This is a genomic window from Marcopretia estuarina LEGE 06307 (genome assembly GCF_056633115.1).
In genome coordinates, this window is the sequence record NZ_JBSJOY010000005.1 from 1 (window position 1) to 13639 (window position 13639).

At 69.2% G+C, this 13639-nt stretch carries 16 protein-coding genes; 10 read left to right on the plus strand and 6 right to left on the minus strand.

Annotated elements, in window-relative coordinates:
- Positions 1 to 313 precede the first annotated feature (313 nt).
- Together ACWJI3_RS11685 and ACWJI3_RS11690 are read left to right on the plus strand one after the other, a co-directional pair.
- Entirely contained in the window at positions 314 to 925 is a 612-nt protein-coding gene (locus tag ACWJI3_RS11685) for a photosystem I assembly protein Ycf4 (RefSeq protein ID WP_480203786.1), read from the plus strand.
- Between the two features lie 5 nt (positions 926 to 930).
- Positions 931 to 1641, plus strand: a complete 711-nt coding sequence (locus ACWJI3_RS11690; protein ID WP_094513408.1) for a peptidylprolyl isomerase — start codon at positions 931 to 933, stop codon at positions 1639 to 1641.
- Between the two features lie 6 nt (positions 1642 to 1647).
- On the opposite strand, the gene ilvN is transcribed toward ACWJI3_RS11690, so the two are convergent.
- Both ilvN and ACWJI3_RS11700 read right to left on the minus strand, forming a co-directional pair.
- Positions 1648 to 2178 carry an acetolactate synthase small subunit gene (gene ilvN, locus ACWJI3_RS11695; protein ID WP_094513065.1) on the minus strand — a complete coding sequence of 177 codons (531 nt, stop codon included), beginning with the start codon at positions 2176 to 2178 and terminating at the stop codon, positions 1648 to 1650.
- Between the two features lie 71 nt (positions 2179 to 2249).
- On the minus strand, positions 2250 to 3188 hold the full coding sequence (locus tag ACWJI3_RS11700; RefSeq protein WP_480203931.1) for an alpha/beta fold hydrolase: 939 nt from the start codon (positions 3186 to 3188) through the stop codon (positions 2250 to 2252).
- 111 nt (positions 3189 to 3299) lie between these two features.
- Here ACWJI3_RS11700 and ACWJI3_RS11705 point away from each other — a divergent pair, with 111 nt between their 5' ends.
- From ACWJI3_RS11705 to ACWJI3_RS11720, 4 genes are all read left to right on the plus strand, one after another.
- A complete protein-coding gene (locus ACWJI3_RS11705) occupies positions 3300 to 4334 on the plus strand; it encodes a N2,N2-dimethylguanosine tRNA methyltransferase (RefSeq protein WP_480203787.1) in 1035 nt (344 codons plus the stop codon).
- An 18-nt stretch (positions 4335 to 4352) separates the two neighbouring features.
- Positions 4353 to 4451 carry a cytochrome b6-f complex subunit PetM gene (petM, locus tag ACWJI3_RS11710; protein ID WP_094513066.1) on the plus strand — a complete coding sequence of 33 codons (99 nt, stop codon included), beginning with the start codon at positions 4353 to 4355 and terminating at the stop codon, positions 4449 to 4451.
- Positions 4452 to 4515: 64 nt separating this feature from the next.
- A complete protein-coding gene (locus ACWJI3_RS11715) occupies positions 4516 to 5478 on the plus strand; it encodes an NAD(P)H-binding protein (protein WP_480203788.1) in 963 nt (320 codons plus the stop codon).
- 553 nt (positions 5479 to 6031) lie between these two features.
- Positions 6032 to 6247, plus strand: a complete 216-nt coding sequence (locus tag ACWJI3_RS11720) for a hypothetical protein (protein WP_094513068.1) — start codon at positions 6032 to 6034, stop codon at positions 6245 to 6247.
- Positions 6248 to 6269: 22 nt separating this feature from the next.
- On the opposite strand, the gene ACWJI3_RS11725 is transcribed toward ACWJI3_RS11720, so the two are convergent.
- A complete protein-coding gene (locus ACWJI3_RS11725; RefSeq protein WP_480203789.1) occupies positions 6270 to 6950 on the minus strand; it encodes a pseudouridine synthase in 681 nt (226 codons plus the stop codon).
- Positions 6951 to 8026: 1076 nt separating this feature from the next.
- Between ACWJI3_RS11725 and infA the strand changes: the two genes are divergently transcribed.
- Positions 8027 to 8296, plus strand: coding sequence for a translation initiation factor IF-1 (gene infA, locus ACWJI3_RS11730; protein WP_094513069.1), 270 nt, complete (start codon positions 8027 to 8029; stop codon positions 8294 to 8296).
- Between the two features lie 39 nt (positions 8297 to 8335).
- Here the strand turns inward: infA and ACWJI3_RS11735 are convergent, their stop codons facing one another.
- A complete protein-coding gene (locus ACWJI3_RS11735) occupies positions 8336 to 9895 on the minus strand; it encodes a DEAD/DEAH box helicase (RefSeq protein ID WP_480203790.1) in 1560 nt (519 codons plus the stop codon).
- 160 nt (positions 9896 to 10055) lie between these two features.
- Here ACWJI3_RS11735 and ACWJI3_RS11740 point away from each other — a divergent pair, with 160 nt between their 5' ends.
- The 3 genes from ACWJI3_RS11740 to ACWJI3_RS11750 are packed head-to-tail and all read left to right on the plus strand — an operon-like array spanning position 10056 to position 11997.
- Positions 10056 to 10232 (plus strand): hypothetical protein, encoded by a 177-nt coding sequence (locus ACWJI3_RS11740; RefSeq protein WP_198948295.1) that lies wholly within the window; start codon positions 10056 to 10058, stop codon positions 10230 to 10232.
- Positions 10232 to 10939 carry an SDR family oxidoreductase gene (locus ACWJI3_RS11745; RefSeq protein WP_480203791.1) on the plus strand — a complete coding sequence of 236 codons (708 nt, stop codon included), beginning with the start codon at positions 10232 to 10234 and terminating at the stop codon, positions 10937 to 10939. The genes ACWJI3_RS11740 and ACWJI3_RS11745 overlap by 1 nt, the downstream gene beginning before the upstream one ends.
- Positions 10940 to 10953: 14 nt before the next feature.
- A complete protein-coding gene (locus ACWJI3_RS11750) occupies positions 10954 to 11997 on the plus strand; it encodes an alpha/beta fold hydrolase (RefSeq protein WP_255141201.1) in 1044 nt (347 codons plus the stop codon).
- On the opposite strand, the gene ACWJI3_RS11755 is transcribed toward ACWJI3_RS11750, so the two are convergent.
- On the minus strand, positions 11976 to 12368 hold the full coding sequence (locus ACWJI3_RS11755) for a (2Fe-2S) ferredoxin domain-containing protein (RefSeq protein ID WP_094513072.1): 393 nt from the start codon (positions 12366 to 12368) through the stop codon (positions 11976 to 11978). The genes ACWJI3_RS11750 and ACWJI3_RS11755 overlap by 22 nt on opposite strands.
- On the minus strand, positions 12365 to 13606 hold the full coding sequence (locus tag ACWJI3_RS11760) for a 1-deoxy-D-xylulose-5-phosphate reductoisomerase (protein WP_480203792.1): 1242 nt from the start codon (positions 13604 to 13606) through the stop codon (positions 12365 to 12367). The genes ACWJI3_RS11755 and ACWJI3_RS11760 overlap by 4 nt, the downstream gene beginning before the upstream one ends.
- Between the last annotated feature and the right edge of the window lie 33 nt (positions 13607 to 13639).

A 13639-nucleotide genomic window follows, 5' to 3' on the forward strand; every position in this document is an offset into this window, starting at 1 on the left:
GAGGACGTCGAACCATCCCCGAGCCGAAGGCGCGCGCCCTACAGCAATCGTCATGGGAAGAAAAAGTGCGGAAATCCCGCCAAGCTGAGGGATACCGCAGGATCGTAACAACGAAACCCACCGCTGCGAGGAAGCCCGAAATGGGCTGACACCCTTGCCGCAGCCAGCGTTCTTAAGCAATTCTTCTGATTGCCCAGCGGCGGCGGCATGGTGCCGAACCCAGCAACCTTTTCGCTGGTCCCGTCTTCGCTTTTCCACAGCCTCGCGGCATGGAGGCGAGGATGGCAAGTCTTCCGCCACCACCCCCGCTCCCATGCCCCCGGCTTCTTCCTCCGCCGGCACTCCGCCGCGCCCCGACCCGGCCGCCAGTCCAGCTCCCCGCGCCAGCGATCCCGCCGATGTGCTTGAGCAGTCGGTGCAGGGATCCCGGCGCCTCTCCAACCTGCTGGTGGCCTCGGCCGTGAGTGCTGGAGGCGCTGGCTTCCTGCTCACCAGCCTCTCGAGCCGGCTGGGGATCGATCTGCTGCCGATCGGGCACCCCGCCAGCCTTGCCTGGGTTCCACAGGGCTTGGTGATGGGGGCCTATGGCGTGGCAGCCCTGTTGCTCTCCCTCTATCTCTGGAGCGTGATCAGCATCGACGTGGGCGCCGGTGCCAACCGCTTCGATCGCAGCAGCGGCACGGCCACGATCAGCCGCCGCGGCTTCCGCAGCCTGATCAGCTTCGAGCTGCCCCTGCGCGAGATTCAGGCCGTCAAGGTGGACGTGCGCGACGGCCTTAACCCGCGCCGTCGTCTTGCCCTGCGTGTGCTGGGGCGCCGCGACCTGCCCCTCACCCGGGTGGGCGAACCGCTGCCTCTGGCCGAGCTGGAGCAGAGCGGCGCGGAACTCGCCCGCTTCCTCAAGGTGCCTCTGGAGGGCGTATGAACACGATGGCGTTCTCGCTCACCCGCACCCTTCTGGTGAGCCTGCTGCTGTTCACACCCTTCGGCCTCAGCGCTTGCGGCAGCGATCAGAGCCAGGCCGCTCTCGGTTGCGCCTCTGCCGCCAGCCCCTGCCTGAGCGGCAAGGCCGTGGTGTCGCTCCAGACCAGCCGCGGCGATGTGGTCGTGGAGCTCAATGGCGCTGATGCCCCCCTCACCGCCGGCAATTTCGTCGACCTGGTGCGCCGCGGTACCTACAACAACACTGTCTTTCACCGAGTGGTGAACCAGCCCACACCGTTCGTGGTGCAGGGCGGTGACCCCCAGAGCGCCACCCCCGGCGTGAGTCCCGAGCTGTTCGGCACCGGCAGCTTCGTGGACCCCAGCACCGGTCAGCCCCGCTTCATTCCGCTGGAACTGGGCATGAAGGGCAAGGCCACTCCCCGCTACGGCGAGCAGCTCACCGATCCGGCGGATGCAGCGCAGCTGCGGCTCGTGCACGAGCGCGGTGCCATCGCCATGGCCCGCTCCGAGGACCCCAACTCCGCCAGTGCGCAGTTCTACGTGGCTCTGCGGCCGCTTCCCGAGCTCGACGGCCGCTACGCCGTGTTCGGCCGCGTGGTGAAGGGCATGGACGTGGTGGACCGCATCCAGCAGGGAGACAAGCTGGTGAAGGCCAGCGTGATCGAGGGCGGCACCCTGGTGAAGGGTCAGCCCTGAGGCGCCTCAGGCCGGCACCCGTTTCTCTGAGGCGGTGGTCTTGAGGTAGGCGGTGTTCACACCGGAGGCCCGCTCCAGGGCCACTTTTCCGGTGCGCACGATTTCGAGGATTCCGTAGCTCTCGAGGATCTGCTCGAGAGCCACCAGCTTGCCCGGGTCGCCCACCACCTCAAGGATCAGGGCGTTGTCGGCCACGTCCACCACGTTGGCGCGGAACACCTGCACCAGATCCAGGATGGCGGCTCGGCTCTCGGCCGGCGCCGCCACCTTGAGCAGCATCAGTTCGCGCTCCACCGCAGGAATCGTGGAGAGGTCGATCACGTTGAGCACGTTGACCAGCTTGTTGAGGTGCTTGGTCATCTGCTCGAGCGTGCGATCGTCGCCCTCCACCACCATGGTGAGGCGCGAGACGCCCCGCTGCTCGGCCGGGCCCACCGCCAGGCTCTCGATGTTGAAGCCGCGGCGGGCGAACAATCCAGAAATCCGGCTGAGGGCACCGGATTGGTCCTCCACCAGCACCGAGAGGGTGTGCTTCATTCCCGGCGGGCACAGCAGGCGATCAGCTTCCCAAATTACGCGCTGGCCTCACGGCCCTCAGGGCCGGGTGCTCAGCGGGGATCCTCGGGCCGGGGTGGCAGACGGCGAAGCCAGGCCTGCAGCAGGCGATCGACCGTGGCGGGATCTTCGTCGTGTGGGCAATGGCCCACCCCCTCCAGCTTGTGCAGTTCGAGGTCGGGCCGGAGCTTCCGCATCTCGGCGGCCACCTCGATCGGCACCAACCGATCGGCTTCCCCCCACAGCACCAGCAGCGGCCGGCGCAGGCGCTGCAGCAGCACCGCTGCGGTGGCTCCACGGGGGCGCAGCGCCATACCGATGCTCATGCCGCGTAGGGCCCAGGCGGCGGTGGGGCGACGTGCCGGACGGGCGATGAGCTGGTGCAGGGCGCTGTCGCCGATCACCGGCGAGTTGTAGGCCGACTGGATGCCCAGATCCAGCAGCGGCGTGCGGGCGATCAGGGGCACCAGCAGCTCCAGCGGCAGCAGCCGGCAGAGCCACACCACCGCCCGGCGTTGCAGCCAGCGCTGCCATGGCGCCCGCCGCGCCGGCACGGGCATCAGCAAAGTGGGATCCGGCAGCGGTGCGGCCACCACCCCCCGCACCCAGGCGGGAAAGAACACGCCGCAGCTGAGTGCCACCAGCCCTCCCAGCGAGTGCCCGATCAGCACGGCCGGCTGTTGCACCACCTGTTCAAGAAACCCCTGGGCCTGACGGGCCCAGAGCCGGTTGTCGAGGCGCATCGCCGGCTGGGCCGAGGCGCCGAAGCCGATCAGATCGAGGCCATAGACGCACCAGCCTGCGGCTGCCAGTGGGCCGGCGGTGGCCCGCCAGTGGCCGCTGCCGGCGGCGAAGCCATGCAGCAGCAGCAGTGGTGGCCCGTCCGGATCGCCCAGCACGCGCCAGTGGCAGTCGAGCCCGCGCCATCGCCACACCGCCGCGCGGCCCCAGTCGGGTCCGGCCGTTGCGACAGGCTGGCCCAGGGATGTCACCAACGGAGCGGGTTCACGCAAGACACCTCTCACTATTGCGAAGCTTCAGCAGCGCTGTGCACGGGTCAGGGGTTCTTCCGGCCGGAATCCCGGCCCTCCCGTGATCTGGGGGTGCTGCTGGCGCGCCAGCTCAGCCTGGCGGGCCCCCTGCGGGTGCTCGACCTCATGACCGGCTGCGGCATCCGGGCGTTGCGCTACGGCCAGGAGAGCCCGGCCCAGCTGGTGTGGGCCAACGACGCCGATCCCGACCGTCAGCCGCTGCTGCACGCCAACCTTGCCCCCCTGGCGGATCGCCCGGGGCTGGAGTTGCGCTGCTCCGCCCTCACCGCCCAGCAGCTGCTAGCGGGTTGCCTGCAGCGGCAGGAGCGCTTCGAGCTCGTTGATCTTGACGCCTTCGGCTGTCCCACTCCCCTGTTGCCGCTGGCGCTGGAGGCGGTGGCTTTCGGCGGTGTGCTCTACGTGGCCAGCACTGATGGCCGCTCCCCCACCGGCCACGACCGTTCTGCCGCCGTGCGCACCCTGGGGGCTGCGGCGCGGGCCCACCCGGCCAGCTGGGAGCTGGCGCTGCGCCTGCAGCTGGGGGTGATCGCCCGCACGGCCTGGGCCATGGGGCGGGGCCTGCAGCCGGTGTTCAGCTTCAGTGAGGGCCGCACGTTCCGCACGGCGGTGCGGATCCTGCGCCGGCCCTTGGCGGGCGAGGAAAGGCAGCTCGGCCTGCTGGCGCACTGCCACCACTGCGGTGAGCAGCAGGTGCAGAGCCTGCTGCGCCTGCGCCAGTGGCAGGTGTGCTGCGAGCCTGCGGCCGCGCTGGCGGTGAGTGGCCCGCTCTGGATCGGTCCGCTGCAGGATCCCGCCACGCTCACGGCGATCCGTGCTGCCACTGCGGCGGAGGATGCTTCGCTCTGCCGTGCTGCCGCCCGCCTGTTGGGCAGCCTCGCCGCCGACGCGGGCCTGCCCGCGCGCTGCTGGCCCCTGGCCGAGCTGGGCCGGCGCCTGGGGGGCGGTCCGCCGCGGTTGCAGGCACTGCTCGCAGACCTGCACAACCAGGGATGGGAGGCCTGCGCCAGTGGGGTGATGCCCGGCCAGTTCCGCACCGATGCCCCCTGGCCACTGGTGCTCGAACGGGCCGGGGCGCTAAATAGGTAGCCGTTTTCCCAATGGGCCATGGCCTCTGAAATCTTCGGCATCGCGGCGATCTTCTGGGTGCTCATCCCCGTGGGTCTGGCCGGCGGTGCCCTGCTGCTCAAGCTGCAGAAAGACTGAGCCGCCTGCGGCGCGTCGCCCCCTGCCTCAGCTTTAGGCTCAGCGCCCTATCCACCGGTGGTTCATGCAGGTTCTGGTCGTCGGCGCCACAGGAACTCTCGGCCGCCAGATCGCCCGGCACGCGCTGGAGCAGGGGCATCAGGTGCGTTGCATGGTGCGCTCCCCTCGCAAGGCCTCGTTCCTGCAGGAATGGGGCTGCGAGCTCACCCGTGGTGACCTGCTGGAACCCGACAGCCTCGCCTACGCCCTTGAGGGCCAGGAAGCGGTGATCGATGCGGCCACCGCCCGCCCCACCGACAGTGCCGGCATCTACACGATCGACTGGCAGGGAAAGCTCAATCTGGTGCGGGCCTGCGAAGCGGCCAACGTGAAGCGCTTCGTGTTCGTGTCGCTGCTGGAGGCGGCGCAGCACCGCAACGTGCCGCTGATGGATATCAAATACTGCACCGAGCAGTTGCTGGCGGCCTCCCAACTGGATTTCACGATCCTGCGCTGCGTGGCCTTCATGCAGGGGGTGATCGGTCAGTTCGCCATCCCGGTGCTCGAAAGCCAGACGGTGTGGGTGAGCGGAACGCCCACGCCGATCGCCTACATGAACACCCAGGACGTAGCCCGATTTTCGGTGGCGGCCCTGAGCCATGACGAAACGATCCGCCAGTCCTTTCCTGTGGTGGGGCCGAAGGCCTGGAACACCGGGGAAGTCACCCAGCTGTGCGAGCGCTACAGCGGGCGATCGGCTCGCGTGTTCCGTGTGCGGCCCTTCCTGATCCGTCTGATGCAGGGTCTGGCGTCGTTCTTCGAGCCCGGGGTGCAGGTGGCTGAACGGCTGGCTTTCGCCGACGTGACAGGGGGAGGCCAGAGCCTGGAGGCACCGATGGAGGAGAGCTATGCCGCCTTCGGGCTGGACCCGGCCGCTACCACCCGCCTGGAGGACTACCTCAAGGAGTATTACGACACGATCCTGCGGCGTCTGCGCGAGATGGAGGCCGATCTCGACAAGAGCGCCAAGAAGAAGCTTCCCTTCTGAGCTTCAGGCGATTGGCCGCACCTGACTGTCTGGCCGCGTCTTTCTGTCTGTCCTGTCTGTCCATGGCCGTCCATGGCTGCGGTTGGAATTGTTCCCAGGCTTTGGCCACATCGCAGACCCGGAAGCCTGGCTGGGTGATACAGCTGGGGTAAGTTCATCTGTACTATGGCAGGAGAATGGGGAAGGCCGTTTGAAGGGCTGGAGGAGCCCCAGTGGTTGAAGCAGGAAGTCCAGTGGCTGAATCAGGCGGCCCAGTGGTTGTGTGAGTGGGCCAGTGGTGGAGTGAGGCGGCGCAGTGGCTGATGGGGCGGACATTGGCTGAGGGGGCTGGTCCGCTGACGCCGGCTCCAGTTCGCCCCCTTTCACTTCCTGCTTCTTTTCCCCCAGTCGCTTCCCTGCTGCCCATCCGCTGCAAGGCTGCTCCCTGTCCACTGGGCACCTCCCCCCCAGCCTCTCCCTCGTCACTTCTCAGTTCCTGCCGCGCCTCTCCGGCGCCCCTGCTGGGTCTCTCCCCCGCTTCCTGCCTCTTTCACCCCCCGGCCCTGTTCGCCCCATGTCGATTGCTCAGATCAAGAACCTGCAGCGGCGTCTCGCCAACCTGGAGCAGGAATCGGTGCAGGAGTTGAACCGTGCCTGCGGCCATGAGCTGTGGCAGAGCCTGGGATTTGATGCCCTCGACGCGCTGGAGGATCCCGATCGGCGCTCCAGAGCGAACTACTACTACGGCCAACTGCAAACGGTGCGGGAGCTGCAACAGGTGATCGGCTGAGCGGCATGGATGCCAAGCCTCCCTATCCGCCACCGCCGTTGCGCCCGGATTTCCCGCCACCGGCCCGTCCGCCTCGCCCTCGGACGGGACCGTCGCTCTGGGCGGAAGCAATCAGGAGCAGCCGCTGCAGGCGTTCCTCCTCTGCCTGGCTCACCGGGCGCCACTGGCCGGCCGGCAGGTCGATCAGATCCAGCGGCGGCTGACCGTCCATCAGGTCGATGGCGGTGCGGATCAGCCGCAGGGTGGGCCATCCCACTGCCGCGGTCATGCGGCGCACCTGCCGATTGCGCCCCTCGCGCAGCTCCAGTTCCAGCCAGCTGGTGGGAATGGCGCGCCGCTCACGGATCGGTGGATCCCGTGGCGGCAGGCCGGGATCCGCCAGCAGCCGGGCCCGGGCGGGCAGGGTGCGCTGGCCCTGGATGGTCACCCCCGCTTGCAGGGCGGCCAGCCCGGCCGGGGTGGGCTCCCCTTCCACCTGTACCCAGTAGCGGCGCCAGTGTCCCCAGCGGGGATCGGTGAGCCGTTGCTGCAGGCGGCCCACGCTCGTGAGCAGCAGCAGTCCCTCACTGTCGGCATCCAGCCGTCCGGCGGCGTAGACCTCCCGCACCGGGATGAACTCTGCCAGGTGCACCCATGGGCTTCCCGGTTCTGCCGTGAACTGGCTGAGCACGCCGTAGGGCTTGTGGAACAGCAGGGTGGGCACGGTCGTTGCTCGTTAGCTGTTGGTGGCGGTGGTTGGGGTGGAATGGTGTGTGTCGCCCTCTGGCCTCAGGCACCAGCATGGAGCCCACCGCACGAAGGCCACAGCAGATCGGCCACAGCAGAACGGCCACAGCATGGAGTCCATTGCCATGGACCTCCGCAGGAAGGCCATGGCTTGCAGATCAAAGCTGGTAGGGGACAGTTTGGAGCCCTCTGCTTGATGACAACTGCTTGATGGCCACTGCAGGAAGGCGACAGCTTGATGGAGACAGCTTCCAGTCCTCAGCTCCAAGGCTTGCGGGCAGCAGACGGAAGCTCAAAGCCGGTAGGCAGTGCCTCACAGGCTCCTGAGCTGGCTTGAACCAGCTGGCTGATGCCGCCAGGCAAGCCATGGCACTGGCCCCCATCTGGCGCAACCTGCCGGAGTTCATTTCTGGTTTCGGAACTCAATCAGATCGGGCCCGCGAGCCAAACCCTGACCGGGCCCCGGCGGCTGTGATCCACCCAGAGGAGCCCAGTCCCATGTGGCTCCACCCCGTTCAGCCAGCCTTCCGATGCGGAACCAGCCCAGCCATTGGCCTGAGGCAGATCCAGGCAGCAAGCTGGATTGCGCAGGCAGGCTCATCGCCACTCAGCTGGCGCTGCGGCGTGCGCGCCAAAGGTTCACTGCGCCGATGGAAATCAGCAGCAAGCCCAGATCGAGGGACAGGGAAGGAACGATCAAGGCTTGGCCCCGGAGCGATCGCAGACCCTAGGGGTTGGGGGGCGACAGCGTTGTGGTGGCAGGTCGGCGGGGTTTCGGCCTGCGTGCCACTGAGGTTTGGGTCTGATGCTGCTGGGGGTAGGGCCTGTTGCCGGTGTGGCTTGCTCGGGGCGTCACTGGGCCAGTGGTCCGCTGGCTCGGGGGCACTGCTCAGCTGGCGCAGGGCGGGCACTCTGCTGGCTCAGGCGTGATGCTCAGCTTGTGGTTCAGGAGTTGCGCTGCTTACCGGTGTGGAGAGGGGCCGGCCTGGAGGGGGGGGGGAGAGGCGCCAATTTAAGCTGTGCCTTCTCCTACAGATTGAGCACCCGCTCCGCATGATCGAAACCTCGGGCGTGATCGAGAAGGAACAGGGCAATGGTTTCTACCTGGTGACCCTCGATCAGCCCGCTGGCCACCAGTGCCTGTGCCGTGCTGCAGGCAAGCTCACCAAGTTCCGCATCAAGCTGCTGGCCGGTGACAAGGTGCTGGTCGAGATCAGCCCTTATGACCTCACCCGTGGCCGCATCACCTACCGGGAACGCAACGCCGGTGCCACGGGCCCGCGCCCGGGTGGCAACCGTCCGGGCGGCCCGCGCCGCCGCTGAAACCCCTGCGCTGACACGCCACCCTGCGTGCCCACCGCTTCAGGCGCGCTGACGGGTGTGCAGGAAGCCGGGCAGCTGGGGCCCGCGCAGCCGGATCACCTCGCCGGCTTCATCGCGCAGGGCCTCCAGTGGCAACCCAGGCGCGCGTCCACCCGCCGCGGCCCCGGGCTCCTCCGGCATGGGCTTCGGCTGGATCAGATAGGGCTCTGCCACCGACCAGGTGCGCGCATAACTGACCAGCAAAGGGTCGGCGGGCGCATACACATAGGAGGGGTGCCTTGGGATCGTTTCCTGTTCCGCCCGCTGGCCATCGACGCGGACGGCCCGCGTAATCGCCTGCACGAAGCGGCTGCGGGTGACCACGGTGGTCAGGTAGGCCACCACCCGCACGCGAGGGGCATCGAAACCTTCGGCGCACATGTCGATGCTCACCAGCCAGTCGGCGCCACCGGCGCGAAAGTCCGCCAGCCGCTGGGCCGCCTCCGGATCCTGCGAATGCACCAGCAGCACCTGGTCGCCCTGTTCCTCCAGCAGTCCGGAGAGGCCGCGGGCATGGGCGATGTCGCGGGCGATCACCAGGCCGCCGGCCTCGGGATGGTCGGTGTTGCGAAGTGTTTCGAGCTTGCGCCTCGCCTGAAGCAGCACCCGCAGGGCAATGCTGCTGGGATCCCCCAGGCGGATCGCCCGACGCAGGTTGCGGGCGCGCCAGCTCTCCCGGTGCTCGGCGGAAAGGGGCGAACGCTCCAGTTCAGTTGCCGCCAGCGCCCCATCGGCGCTGGCCTGGCCGTGGTCGACCCAACCGTCCTGGAAGCGGAACTCCAGCGGCCGCACGTCCCCCTGATCAATCAACTGGCGCGGTTCCACGCTCAGGTCGGGGGCGATCTCCTCGACGATCACGCCCTCCTGCCGCCGGGCGATGCGGCGGGAGGCGCTGAAACCGAGGTTGTCGGCGCGGAACGGAGTGCCGCTCAGCCCTAGGCGCATCACGCAGTTCCGGCTGAGGCGGCCGAAGGCATGGCTCCAGGCGGTGGCTTCCGGATCGTCGGGATCGAGGCCGAGGTGGTGCACCTCATCGGCGATCGCCAGCACCTTGCCGGCCTGAAGGCCCGCCAGCTCGCGCTCCAATTGCAGCCGGTGCCGGGCCGCGCTCTGGTAGCTGATCAGCAGCCCCTGGCCGGGGACCATCCCACTCCAGCCGCTACTGCCACTGCCTTCGCCTGCAGCGCTCGATTCGAGATCGAGCTCCCCCAGCTCCAGGCCCAGGCGTGCGGCGGAGGAGCGCCATTGGCTGGCGATCGACTGGCGATGGCAGAACACCAGGAAATGGCTCAGCCGCCCTTCCGCCAGCAGGCGCTGGAACCCCAGCAGCGCCCCCAGGGTCTTGCCGGCTCCGGGCCCGGCATGCACCAGCACGTCTTCGCCCTGCGGCCCGGCGCGCACCAGCCGCCGCCGCATCAGGTCGATCAGCTGGCGTTGCCACTGGCGCGGCCTGAGCCCGCCGCCGGTGGCCGGGCCGGACGCCGCTTCCGCTGCCGCTCCGGATGCGGCTGTGGCGGTGCCTGGGGCACGCCTGCCAAGATCGAAGGAGGGTGCGGCCACGGTTCCCTGCGGTGGCGCCATTGTGCCGCCCCTCGCTGTGGCTGCCTGAGCGGAAAGAATGGGGGTTTGTTCCCAGGGTTTTTCCCGCTTCCGCCCCTACGTTCAGGCCATCCCCCCAGGACCTGCAGCCCCCGCTGTTCTCCGCGCCGTTGAGGCCCCGATGAGAGAGTTCCCCGAGTCCGGTCTGCCGGAACCCCTCCTCCGTGAGCACCTTGAGGGTTGTTTCCAGCAGGAGTGCGACATCGACCCCGTGATCCTGCGGGTCCGTCTGCTGCGCCATCTCGGCTCGGTGGTGCAGGCCCGCTGCCTGGAACAGGAATTGCTGCCGTTGTTCTGATGCCCTTCCCCTCCACTCCGGCACTGCTGGCCGTCACTGGTGCCTCCGGCAAGACCGGCTGGCGGGTTGTACAGGAAGCGCGCCGCCGTGGTTATTCGGTGCGGGCGATCCTGCGGCCGGGCTCGAACGTCCCTGAAGGACTGGAAGGGGCGGAGCTGATCCGGCTGGAACTGTCCGACCAGAGCGCCCTGCAGCAGGCACTCGCCGGCGTGGAGGCGCTGGTGATCGCCACCGGCGCGCGCCCGTCGATCGACCTGACCGGTCCCCTGCAGGTGGATGCGCTGGCGATCCGCAGCCAGATCGCCGCCTGCCGTGCCGCCGGGGTCAAGCGCGTGGTGCTGGTGAGCTCGCTCTGCAGCGGCCGGCTGTTTCACCCGCTCAACCTGTTCGGCCTGATCCTGATCTGGAAGCGCGTCGGCGAGCGCTGGCTGGAGAGCAGCGGCCTGGATTGGACCGTGATCCGCCCCGGTGGGCTGCGCGAAAGCGAGGAGGGTCTCGAGAGCGAAGGGCTGCGTTTCAGCGGTCCGGATCAGCAGGAGAGCAACAGCATTCCCCGCCGCCTCGTGGCGCGCGTCTGCCTCGATGCCGTCGAAGCGCCCGCCTCCATCGGTCGTCTCATCGAAATCACCAGCAGCCAGGACCTGCCGCCCAGCTCCCTGGCCCAGTGGCTGGAGGGGGCGGCCGGCGCCAGCCCCGCGCGCGCCTGATCGCCCCGTTGACGTTGACTGCTGCGGCTTTGCTGGATCACCTGGGCGTGCCGCCCTTCCAGCCCCGGGCGCCCTGGTGGGGCGCCGATCTCCAGACCCTGCGCGACACGCTGCGTCCAGAGCGCTTACCGGCGGAGTCGGCCCAGGCGGTGCCGCTGGCGCTGCCCGGAGGCGAAGCCCTGCTCGGCTGCCTTGATGCCCCCGCTGCTGGCCCCGACGGTTCCGCCGCCAGCCCCCACGCCCTCGTGCTGCTGCTGCATGGGCTGGGCGGCTCCAGCCGCAGCATCGGCCTGCTGCGGCTGGCGCATGTCCTGCGGCAGGCGGGGTTTGCCGTGCTGCGGCTGAACCTGCGCGGCGCGGGAGCGGGCCGGAGCCTGGCGCGGGGTACCTACGCCGCCCGCTGCAACCGCGATCTGATCCCGGCGCTGCGGCAGGCCCGCAGCCTCGCCGCCGGCCGCCCTCTGCTGGGGGTGGGGCTGTCGCTCGGCGGCACCGTGCTGCTCAATGGCCTGCTCGACGCCTCCGCCCCGGGATTGCTGGACGGCCTGGTGGTCGTGAGTTCCCCGATCGATCTGGCCAGCAGTTCGGCCGCCATCGGTCGGCCCCGCAACCGCCTGTACGAGCGCTGGCTGCTGCAGCGCCTGCGCCAGCAGACCCTGGCCGATCCCGGTGGCCTGCAGGACGGGCAGCGCAGCCAGCTGCAGGCGGTGGAGTCGATCCGCGCCTTCGACGCCCTGATCACCGCGCCGCGCTGGGGATTCGAGTCGGTGGAGGCCTACTACGCGGGCGCCAGTCCGCTCTGGCTGCTGCAGGGCTGCCTGGCGGGAGAACCTCCAGCGCGGCCTTTGCCCCCTCTGCTGCTGGTGCATGCCCTCGACGATCCATGGGTGCCCGCTGCCCCCGCGGTGGCGTTGCAGGAGCGGCTCACGCCGGCCTCACCGCTGCAGATCGTGCTCAGTCAGGCGGGCGGCCACAACGGCTTCCACGGCCCGGGGGGCAGCTGGTCGGATCTGCTGGTGACGCGCTGGCTGCTGGATCAGGTGCAGGGGAGCCCCTGAACGCCGGTGGCGGTGGGGGCGAACGGCGTGCGGCGAATCACCCAGTCGTCGATGGGACGGCCGGCGATCAGGTGGTCGTCCACGATCCGCTCGATCCGCTCCGGCGTCACACCGCCGTACCAGAGGCCTTCCGGCCAGATCAGCAGGATCGGCCCGCCTTCGCACACGCGCAGGCAGTCGGCTTTGGAGCGCAGCACCACTCCCTGGGGGCGCCCCGGGTCCTCCAGGCCGCGCTCGCGCAGCAGGCGCTTGAGCAGGGCCCAACTGGCGGCTCCCACCGCTGGATCACCGCACAGGGCCTTGGTGGGGGTGGCGCAGAGCAGCAGGTGGCGCTCGACGCCGGCTGACGCCGGCAGGATGCCGCTGCTCATGCGGTCAGCAGAGTGCGGCCGGTGGCCGCGGCGGCCTCCCGCACGGCCTGGCGCGCCCAGGAATCAACGGCAAGCACGTCAGCGAGCGAGGGGGCGGCGCTGAGGTCGGCCCGGTGGCGGTCGCAGACCTGTTCGATCAGTTTCGGAATGTCGAGGAAGTGCACCCGTTCCTCCAGGAACAGGGCCACCGCCTGCTCGTTGGCGGCATTCATCACCGCCGGCATCGTGCCGCCGGCGCGGCCGGCCGCGTAGGCCAGGGCCATGCACGGATACTTGGCGCCGTCGGGGGCGCGGAAGCTGAGCGTGCCCACCTCGGTGAGATCGAGGCGGCGCCAGGGGGTTTCCAGCCGCTCCGGCCAGCTGAGGCAGTAGAGAATCGGCAGCTTCATGTCGGGCCAGCCCAGCTGCGCCAGCACCGACGAATCCACCAGCTCCACCATCGAGTGGATGATGCTCTGGGGATGGATCACGATCTCGATGTGGTCGAAATCGAGGCCGAAGAGGTAGTGGGCTTCGATCACCTCCAGCCCCTTGTTCATCAAGGTGGCGGAATCCACCGTGATCTTCCGCCCCATGCTCCAGTTGGGGTGGCTGGTGGCATCGGCCACGGTGGCCTTGGCCAGATCGGCGGCCGGCCAGTCGCGGAAGGCACCGCCCGAGGCGGTGAGCTGGAGGCGGCGCAGCCCCGGGGTGGGAACGCCGGTGGAGAGGCGGGCGGTGTCGGCCCAGGGGGTGCCCTGCAGGCACTGGAAGATGGCGGAATGCTCCGAATCGGCCGGCAGCAGGCGACTGCCGCTGCGCTTCAGCGCTGGCAGCACGACCGGCCCTGCGGCGATCAGGGTTTCCTTGTTGGCAAGGGCCAGATCCTTGCCTGCCTCCACCGCCGCCAGGGTCGGCAGCAGCCCGGCGCAGCCCACGATGCCGGTCACCACCAGATCGGCGCTGGCCCAGGCGGCAACGGCGCAGAGCCCTTCGTTGCCGCCCAGCAGCTCAGGGCGCCGCAGCGGTTGCCGCTCCTTCGGCAGGGCATCGAGCCGTGCGCTCAGCTCAGCCAGCAGCTCCCCCTCGGCCAACGCCACCACTTCGGGGCTGTGGCGCACGATCTGCTCCACCAGCAAGGGCAGGTTGCGTCCGGCGGTGAGCCCCACCACCTTGAAGCGATCGGGGAATTCCTCGGCCAGCTCGAGGGTCTGGGTGCCGATCGAGCCGGTGGAGCCCAGCACGCTGATCGCTTTCATCAGAACGGCCCGACGCTGCAGGGCGCCAGTCTC

Bases quoted from the DNA above. Each gene is read 5' to 3' on its own strand.
- ACWJI3_RS11685 (WP_480203786.1), top strand. From the start codon at position 314: ATGCCCCCGGCTTCTTCCTCCGCCGGCACTCCGCCGCGCCCCGACCCG.
- ilvN (WP_094513065.1), bottom strand. From the start codon at position 2,178: ATGAAGCACACCCTCTCGGTGCTGGTGGAGGACCAATCCGGTGCCCTC.
- ACWJI3_RS11755 (WP_094513072.1), bottom strand. From the start codon at position 12,368: ATGAGCAGCGGCATCCTGCCGGCGTCAGCCGGCGTCGAGCGCCACCTG.
- ACWJI3_RS11760 (WP_480203792.1), bottom strand. From the start codon at position 13,606: ATGAAAGCGATCAGCGTGCTGGGCTCCACCGGCTCGATCGGCACCCAG.
- ACWJI3_RS11715 (WP_480203788.1), top strand. From the start codon at position 4,516: ATGCAGGTTCTGGTCGTCGGCGCCACAGGAACTCTCGGCCGCCAGATC.
- ACWJI3_RS11740 (WP_198948295.1), top strand. From the start codon at position 10,056: ATGAGAGAGTTCCCCGAGTCCGGTCTGCCGGAACCCCTCCTCCGTGAG.
- ACWJI3_RS11690 (WP_094513408.1), top strand. From the start codon at position 931: ATGGCGTTCTCGCTCACCCGCACCCTTCTGGTGAGCCTGCTGCTGTTC.
- infA (WP_094513069.1), top strand. From the start codon at position 8,027: ATGATCGAAACCTCGGGCGTGATCGAGAAGGAACAGGGCAATGGTTTC.
- ACWJI3_RS11720 (WP_094513068.1), top strand. From the start codon at position 6,032: ATGTCGATTGCTCAGATCAAGAACCTGCAGCGGCGTCTCGCCAACCTG.
- petM (WP_094513066.1), top strand. From the start codon at position 4,353: ATGGCCTCTGAAATCTTCGGCATCGCGGCGATCTTCTGGGTGCTCATC.
- ACWJI3_RS11745 (WP_480203791.1), top strand. From the start codon at position 10,232: ATGCCCTTCCCCTCCACTCCGGCACTGCTGGCCGTCACTGGTGCCTCC.